The organism is Kitasatospora sp. NPDC057015, from assembly GCF_042673745.1.
Taxonomy (GTDB): domain Bacteria; phylum Actinomycetota; class Actinomycetes; order Streptomycetales; family Streptomycetaceae; genus Kitasatospora.
Map to the genome: position 1 here is coordinate 104740 of NZ_JBHUSG010000034.1, position 7590 is coordinate 112329.

8 protein-coding genes are annotated in these 7590 nt (G+C 71.7%); 7 read left to right on the forward strand and 1 reads right to left on the reverse strand.

Annotated elements, in window-relative coordinates; genetic code table 11:
- Nucleotides 1-440: 440 nt before the first annotated feature.
- From ACFTWP_RS27420 to ACFTWP_RS27435, 4 genes are all read left to right on the forward strand, one after another.
- Nucleotides 441-1094 carry a response regulator transcription factor gene (locus ACFTWP_RS27420; RefSeq protein ID WP_380267549.1) on the forward strand — a complete coding sequence of 218 codons (654 nt, stop codon included), beginning with the start codon at nucleotides 441-443 and terminating at the stop codon, nucleotides 1092-1094.
- Nucleotides 1095-1168: 74 nt separating this feature from the next.
- Complete coding sequence (locus tag ACFTWP_RS27425) at nucleotides 1169-2482, forward strand: sensor histidine kinase (RefSeq protein ID WP_380267550.1); 1314 nt, start codon at nucleotides 1169-1171, stop codon at nucleotides 2480-2482.
- A 212-nt stretch (nucleotides 2483-2694) separates the two neighbouring features.
- The gene (locus ACFTWP_RS27430; protein WP_380267551.1) at nucleotides 2695-3678 is read left to right on the forward strand and encodes an acyl-ACP desaturase; all 984 of its coding nucleotides are present in this window, start codon (nucleotides 2695-2697) and stop codon (nucleotides 3676-3678) included.
- A 480-nt stretch (nucleotides 3679-4158) separates the two neighbouring features.
- On the forward strand, nucleotides 4159-4458 hold the full coding sequence (locus tag ACFTWP_RS27435) for a DUF4193 domain-containing protein (RefSeq protein WP_073924890.1): 300 nt from the start codon (nucleotides 4159-4161) through the stop codon (nucleotides 4456-4458).
- A 315-nt stretch (nucleotides 4459-4773) separates the two neighbouring features.
- Here ACFTWP_RS27435 and ACFTWP_RS27440 read toward each other — a convergent pair whose 3' ends face one another.
- On the reverse strand, nucleotides 4774-5220 hold the full coding sequence (locus ACFTWP_RS27440) for a DUF3093 domain-containing protein (RefSeq protein ID WP_380267552.1): 447 nt from the start codon (nucleotides 5218-5220) through the stop codon (nucleotides 4774-4776).
- A 188-nt stretch (nucleotides 5221-5408) separates the two neighbouring features.
- Here ACFTWP_RS27440 and ACFTWP_RS27445 point away from each other — a divergent pair, with 188 nt between their 5' ends.
- From ACFTWP_RS27445 to ACFTWP_RS27455, 3 genes are read left to right on the forward strand one after another with little or no spacing between them, the layout of a single operon-like run.
- Nucleotides 5409-5948, forward strand: a complete 540-nt coding sequence (locus ACFTWP_RS27445) for a PaaI family thioesterase (RefSeq protein ID WP_380267560.1) — start codon at nucleotides 5409-5411, stop codon at nucleotides 5946-5948.
- Nucleotides 5945-6412, forward strand: coding sequence for a dUTP diphosphatase (gene dut, locus ACFTWP_RS27450; protein ID WP_380267553.1), 468 nt, complete (start codon nucleotides 5945-5947; stop codon nucleotides 6410-6412). Before ACFTWP_RS27445 ends, dut begins: the two co-directional genes overlap by 4 nt.
- 57 nt (nucleotides 6413-6469) lie before the next feature.
- Nucleotides 6470-7276 (forward strand): DUF3710 domain-containing protein, encoded by an 807-nt coding sequence (locus ACFTWP_RS27455; RefSeq protein ID WP_380267554.1) that lies wholly within the window; start codon nucleotides 6470-6472, stop codon nucleotides 7274-7276.
- The last annotated feature ends 314 nt before the right edge of the window (nucleotides 7277-7590 follow it).

Genomic DNA, 7590 nt, shown 5'->3' on the forward strand with positions numbered 1-7590 from the left:
CGTGCACGGTCGTGTGTTCCCCGGCGAGTGGGTCCGGTGCCAACGAAAGCGTCCGGGACCGGGCCTGTGCTTCTCCGGTCGGGCGCGGAGACGGCCTGCGGCCGCTCCCGGTGACGTCCCAGCCCCCAGGCCGGTGCGGATGAACGCACGGCGGGTGGGTGCGACCGGCCAACAGCCAGATCGCGGGTGTGCACGTGTCCTCCCCCGCCCCCGGCGGGGGAAACCTCCCCGGCTGAGAAAGTTGCCCGCGTCACAGTCCAAGCGGAGCGCGACCCTCTGATTGGCGGCCGGGGCTCTTACCCGAGCTTTACCCGACCACCAGGCAGGATGGACCCACCGTCGGAGTCGTGCGTCCGCTCCCGGTGGACCCCGGCCGCGCCCGCGCGGCACGCCGGGCGGACGGTCCACGGTGGGCGGGGCCAGGAGAAGGGACAACCATCGTGCGGGTACTCGTCGTCGAGGACGAGCAGCTGCTCGCCGAAGCCGTCGCCACCGGACTGCGCCGCGAGGCGATGGCCGTGGACGTGGTCTACGACGGGGAGGCCGCACTGCAGCGGATCGCGGTGAACGACTACGACGTCGTCGTCCTCGACCGCGACCTCCCCCTGGTGCACGGTGACGACGTCTGCCGCAGCGTGGTCGACCAGGGCCTGGCGACCAGGGTGATCATGCTGACCGCCTCCGGCGACATCAGCGACCGGGTCGAGGGCCTGGAGATCGGCGCGGACGACTACCTCCCCAAGCCGTTCGCCTTCAGCGAGCTCGTCGCCCGGGTGCGGGCCCTGGGGCGCCGCGCGACCGTCCCCCTCCCGCCGGTGCTGGAGCGCGCCGGGATCTCGCTCGACCCCGGCCGTCGCGAGGTGATCCGGGAGGGCCGGCCGATCCAGCTCGCGCCCAAGGAGTTCGCCGTGCTGGAGGTGCTGATGCGGGCCGGCGGCGCCGTCGTCTCGGCCGAGCAGCTGCTGGAGAAGGCCTGGGACGAGCACACCGATCCCTTCACCAACGTCGTCCGGGTCACCGTGATGACCCTGCGCCGCAAGCTCGGCGACCCGCCGGTGATCATCACCGTCCCGGGGTCCGGCTACCGGATCTGACCTCCGCCGGCCCCACCCCGCCGGGCCCCACCCCGCCGGGCCCCGCCGCCCGGACACCCCCCGAGAGGACCACCATGACCACCCCGCCCCCGGCCGGCGGGCCCCACGGCGCGCCCGTCGGTGGCCCGCGCGCCGTGCCGCCCCGCCCGGCGCAACCCCCGCAGCCGCCCAGGATCGAGTCCCACCGGCACGAGCAGATCTACACGCCGGGCGACGGGCTGCTGGCCTGGATGCCGTTCCGGCCGACCATCCGGATGCGGCTGACCCTCCTGTACGGCGGCATGTTCCTGATGGCCGGGGTCGTGCTGCTGCTGCTGATGTACGTCTTCATGCAGCAGGCCTTCCACGACGCGGCCCCGCCCAAGCTGCAGATCGGCCAGGGCGTCTCGATCCTCACGCCGGACGGCCAGAGCGTGACGGCGCAGACCTTCAACCAGTGGTTCAGCAACTACCAGTCGGTCCAGTCCCAGCACGCCCTGGACACCCTTCTGCGCAAGTCGCTCACCGTGCTGGTCTGCCTCGCGGTGATCGCCTTCGCGGCGGGCTACGCGATGGCCGGCCGGGTGCTGCGCCCGCTCGGCCGGATCACCCGCACGGCCCGCGAGGTGGCCGGCTCCGACCTGCACCGCCGGATCGAGCTGGACGGCCCCGACGACGAGCTCAAGGAGCTCGCCGACACCTTCGACGACATGCTGGACCGCCTCGACCGCTCGTTCGACTCCCAGCGCAAGTTCGTCGCCAACGCCTCGCACGAGCTGCGCACGCCGCTGGCGATCAACCGCACGCTGCTGGAGGTCCAGCTCTCCGACCCGGCGGCCTCGACCGACCTCCAGCAGCTCGGCAAGACCCTGCTCGCCACCAACGAGCGCAGCGAGCAGCTGGTGGAGGGCCTGCTGCTGCTGGCCCGCAGCGACAACGAGCTGGTCGACCGGCGGCCGGTGGAGCTCTCCGAGGTGGCCACCAGGGCGCTGGAGCAGATCCGGCCGGAGGCGGCGCGCCGCGAGGTGGAGCTCAGGGCGGACCTGGCGCCGGCGGTCGTCTCGGGCAACGGGGTCCTGCTGGAGCGGATCGCGCTCAACCTGATCCAGAACGCGGTGCGCTACAACGCGGCCGACGGCTGGGTGGAGATCTCCACCGCGGAGGCCCCGGGCGGGGGCGGTGAGCTGGTGGTGAGCAACACCGGGCCGGTGGTCCCGGGCTACGAGCTGGAGCACATCTTCGAGCCGTTCCGCCGGGTCAAGGGCGCGGACCGGACCCGGAGCGACAAGGGCGTGGGCCTCGGGCTCTCCATCGTCCGCTCGGTGGTCCGGGCGCACGGCGGGGCCATCGAGGCCACTCCGCGCGCCGGAGGCGGCCTCACGATGCGGGTGCGCATTCCGGGCGCCTGATCCCGTCCGCGGGCCGTAGGCGCCCGCACACGCCCTCGGGTGTCCCCGCGCTCCGTGCGCGGACCATCCCCGCCGCCTCCGCCGGCCGTGTCAGAACGACATAAGTGCTGGCGGGGGCGGCTTGTCTTTTCCGGTCCGAGCAACTTACGGTGTCGTAACCTACGCATCCGTAAGTGTGGCCCCCGGGTGCCCGTCCCTCAGGAGCAAGAGCCGTGACCATCGCCCCCGTGCAGCGCACCGCATCGACCGGTTCGACCGCCTGGACCGACGCGCGTCTGATCCTCGCCCTCGAAGAGGTGGTGGAGACCGAGCTCAACCGCCACCTCAAGGTCGCCAAGGAGTGGATGCCCCACGAGTACGTCCCGTGGAGCCAGGGGCGCGACTTCGACGGTGTGCTCGGCGGCGAGGCCTGGGCGCTGGAGCAGTCCAAGGTCACCCCGCTCGGCCGGATCTCGCTGGTGGTCAACCTGCTGACCGAGGACAACCTCCCCAGCTACCACCACGAGATCGCCACCATGTTCGGCCGCGAGGGCGCCTGGGGCACCTGGGTGCACCGCTGGACGGCCGAGGAGGGCCGCCACGGCATAGCGCTCCGCGACTACCTGCTGGCCACCCGCGCCGTGGACCCGGTCGAGCTGGAGCGGGCCCGCATGATCCACATGTCGGAGGGCTTCGAGTCCGACAACGCGCACAGCATGCTGCACTCGGTCGCGTACGTGGCGTTCCAGGAGCTCGCGACCCGCATCTCGCACCGCAACACCGGCCACTTCGCCGGCGACCCGCTCTGCGAGCAGCTGCTGGCGAAGATCGCGAACGACGAGAACCTGCACATGGTCTTCTACCGCAACCTGCTGAAGGCCGCCCTGGAGATCGCCCCGGACCAGGCCATGCGCGCGATCGCCGACGTGGTGATCAACTTCCGGATGCCCGGCCACGGCATGCCCGGCTTCGAGCGCTCCGCCGCCCAGATCGCCATCGGCGGCATCTACAACCTCCGGATCCACCACGACGACGTGCTGCAGCCGGTGCTGCGCCACCTGAAGGTGATGGAGATCGGCGGCCTCGGCCCGGAGGGCCTGCAGGCGCAGCAGGAGCTCGGCCTGTTCCTCGACGGGCTGGACGCCCAGGCCACCAAGTTCGACGAGCGGCAGGCGGCCCTGCTGGCCCGCCGGGCGGCCAACGCGGCGAGGAAGTAGTCCGCCGGGGGCGCCGTCGGGGTGTCGACGGTGGGTGGATTTCCCAGATTTCGCCCGAAAAATTCATAACGTGAGCAAGGTCACACCAGGTAGCGCCACACGATCGGGCGACCCCGTAGGGTGATCATGTCGCCAGCCGGGCCGGTCGCTTTCCGTGACCGGATCGCCGGCCCCCCGCTCGTGCTCCGTACGGAGTAGTGCCTGGTGGGACGGCATCCCGACGGCGATCAGCCCGCTCCCCGACTACGGGGAGTGTTCGCGGCGGGCGCCGGCGGGGGAGCCCGGGACGCCCCCGGGCGAGGCCGTTCGGGGCCCCCGGGAGCACCCCGACCGGGCCGCGGCTGAGTGTCGATTGAGTAACAGGGCTTGAAGTAAGGCAAAATCTCGGCCTCGGGTCGGGCACAAGACCGGCCCCCCGTGCGTTACGTGCGCTGGAGATACCGCACACACCGCAGACACCCGGAGGGGGAGAGCGAACACATGGCAACGGACTACGACACCCCACGCAAGACCGATGACGACCTCAACGAGGACAGCATCGAAGAACTGAAGGCTCGTCGCAACGAGAAGTCGACCAGCTCGGTCGACGTCGACGAGTTCGAGGCGGCCGAGGGCCTGGAGCTCCCCGGCGCGGACCTCTCGAACGAGGAACTGTCGGTCCGGGTGCTCCCGCGCCAGGCCGACGAGTTCACCTGCATGAGCTGCTTCCTGGTGCACCACCGCAGCCAGCTGTACAGCGAGAAGAACGGCAACCCGATCTGCCGGGACTGCGGCGCCTGAGCACCGGGCGGTCAGGGCCCGGGCCCCACGGCTTCCGTGGGCTCGGCACACCGCCCCGTCCGGCCCCGGGCAGCGGGGCTGGAGGCAGAATCGGCGGCCGTTCCGTCGGCCGCACCGGCAGGCTGGTCCTGCAGTACACGGCAGCAACAGCACCACCGGCGGTAACAGCAGTAACAGCAGTAGCGGCAGTCGTGACAGCGGCTGCGGCGCCTGCGCCCCCGGGGCCCCCGACGGCACCGGAGGCACGGGAAACAGGAGGGACGGTCCCGCAGCGGCGGAACCGTCCCTCCTCCCGTTCTGCCGGCCCCGGAGGGCTCAGGCGGTACGTCGTCGGGCCTGGGCCAGCGCCGCGGCCAGCCGCTCGGGCGAGCGGGTGGACAGGTACAGGTACGGCGTCGGGTCGGCCGGGTCGGTCACCTCGACCCGCAGCGCCGTCGGGACGTAGCTGCGCAGCAGCATGAACGCCCGCGGGTCGGCCTTCACCCCGCGCCAGGCCACCGCCTCGACCGGGGTCAGCGCGTGCGCCTCGCCGAGCGCCTCCACCGGGATCCGGGCCTGGCCGGCCACCAGCGAACCCTGCACCACCCGGATCCGGGCGGACCCGTAGCTGTTGACCGCGGCCGCGCCGGCCGCCACGCCGACCACCAGGCCGATCAGTGCAGCCACCCCGCCGACCCGCAGCAGGATGAGCGCGAGCGTCAGCCCGAGCGCGACCGGGAGGAGCCACCAGGAGCGGGGAGCGGTGAGGCGTTCGTCGTACATGCCCCCATTGTGGGCACCGGCCCCTGAGGACGCGGACGGCGCCCCCGGCGCCACAGTTCCTACCGGTCGGTAGGGTTGGTTCCGTGACCGGATCCATAGCCTCCCAGCCGGCGCCGACGGGCTCGGAGCAGCCCACCGAGCGCCCCGCCGTCCAGCCCTCCCCGACCACGCCGCCGCCGGACGCCGTCCTGCCGCCCCGGGCGCCCGAGGCCCCCGCGCCGGGCACCCCGCTGGGCTCGCACTACGACCACTGTTTCGGCTGCGGGCCCCAGCACCCGGCCGGGCTGCGGATGAACGTCGTGGCCGGCGAGGGGCTGGACGTCGTCGCCGAGTTCACCGTCGGGTCCGGCCACCAGGGCGGTCCCGGGCTGGCCCACGGCGGCCTGCTGACGACGGCGATGGACGAGACCCTCGGCTCGCTGAACTGGCTGCTGCACTCCGCCGCCGTCACCGGCCGTCTGGAGACGGACTTCGTCCGCCCGGTACCGGTCGACTCGGTGCTGCACATCCGGGCCAGGATCACCGGCGTGCACGGACGGAAGATCTACAGCGCGGCCGAGGGCCGGATCGGCGGCCCGGACGGGCCGGTGGCGATCACGGCGCAGGCGCTCTTCATCCAGGTGAAGCTGGAACACTTCACTCGGCACGGTCGGCCCGAGGACGTCAAGAAGGCCTTGGACGACACCGACCTGCTGAAGCGCACCCGAGCCTTTGAGGTGAATCCGTGAGCACCACCGCCCGCCCGCCGGTAGACGTTCTGATCAGGCGAATCGACCCGGAGCTGCCCCTGCCCGCCTACGCCCAGCCCGGCGACGCGGGAGCGGACCTGCGCACCACGGTCGACGCCGAACTCGCCCCCGGCGAGCGGATCGTCCTGCCGACCGGCATCGCCATTGCGCTGCCGGACGGCTACGCGGCGTTCGTGCACCCGCGCTCGGGGCTCGCAGCTCGTTGCGGAGTTGCCCTTGTGAACGCCCCAGGGACGGTCGATGCCGGGTACCGTGGGGAGATCAAGGTGATCGTCGTCAATCTGGACCCGCGCGAGGGTGTCAGCTTCCGCCGTGGGGACCGGATCGCCCAGCTGGTCGTCCAGCAGGTCGAGAAGGCCCGCTTCCACGAGGTGGCCGAACTGCCCGGATCGGCACGCGCCGAAGGCGGGTTCGGGTCGACCGGTGGCCATGCCGCGGTCTAGGCTGCCCGCGGCCGAGCAGGTATTCGTGTCGGTCTTGGACCGGGAAGGACAGTGACCGTGTTCCGTCGTCGCCAGAAGAGCGAGGACGCTGTCGAGCAGCTCGCCGACGACGCCATCAGCGCCGACGAGACGGCCGATGACGTCGAAGGTTCCGCCGACTCCGAGAGCGAGAACGTGACCGAGCCGGACCCGACCGAGCGGGTCGGCCTGCCGCCGGCGCCCCGTCCGGACGGTCCCTGGGACCACTCCGAGCTGGAGCAGCCGGAGGAGGGCCGAGTCGACCTCGGCGGTCTGCTGGTCCCCGGAGTCGAGGGCATGGAGCTGCGGGTGGAGGTGGCCGGCGACTCGATCGTCGCCGCCACTCTCGTCCTCGGCAACAGCGCAATCCAGCTGCAGGCTTTCGCCGCCCCGAAGTCCGAGGGCATCTGGGGCGAGGTCCGCGAGGAGATCGCCACCGGCATCACCTCGCAGGGCGGTCTGGTCGAGGAGGAGGAGGGCCCGCTGGGCTGGCACCTCCGCGCCCAGGTCCCCGTCCAGCTTCCGGACGGCACCCAGGGTGTCCAGCTGGTCCGGTTCGTGGGCTGCGACGGCCCGCGCTGGTTCCTGCGCGGAGTGATCTCCGGCCAGGCTGCGGTGCAGCCCGAGATGGCCGGCATCCTGGAGCAGGTCTTCCAGCAGACCGTCGTCGTTCGCGGTGACATCCCGATGGCGCCTCGCGACCCCATCGTGCTGAAGCTCCCGGAGGACGCCCAGATGGTCGCCGACGGTGGCGCCGTGCCCGCCGAGGACGCCGCCGGCAACCGCTTCGGCGGTGCCGCGCTCGACCCGTTCGCGCGTGGCCCGGAGATCACCGAGGTCCGCTGAGCCGCAGCTCAACGCACAGATCGCCCCTGCCCGGGAGACCGCGGCGGGGGCGATTTGCTTGTGGCGTCCCGCCCCCGTACAGTTCTCCGGGTTGCCCCAGTGGCGACACGCTTCCCCTCCGGTGGAATTCGGATTCAGGTTCGGATTCGCGAGGGAAAGCAGCCCGAGAAACTCTGCTAGAGTTCGGGAGCGCCGAAAGGCCCCAGGGAATTGGATGAACGAAACTCCGGTAAACGGAGCGGAGAACGTCTGATAAGCTGGAAACACGAAAGAACGAAGCGCCCGGAGAGTTCACGAGAGTGGCTCGAAGGAAG

Excerpts from the sequence above, each read along its gene's own strand:
- ACFTWP_RS27440 (WP_380267552.1), bottom strand. The coding sequence starts at position 5,220 with ATGTACGACGAACGCCTCACCGCTCCCCGCTCCTGGTGGCTCCTCCCG.
- ACFTWP_RS27425 (WP_380267550.1), top strand. The coding sequence starts at position 1,169 with ATGACCACCCCGCCCCCGGCCGGCGGGCCCCACGGCGCGCCCGTCGGT.
- ACFTWP_RS27435 (WP_073924890.1), top strand. The coding sequence starts at position 4,159 with ATGGCAACGGACTACGACACCCCACGCAAGACCGATGACGACCTCAAC.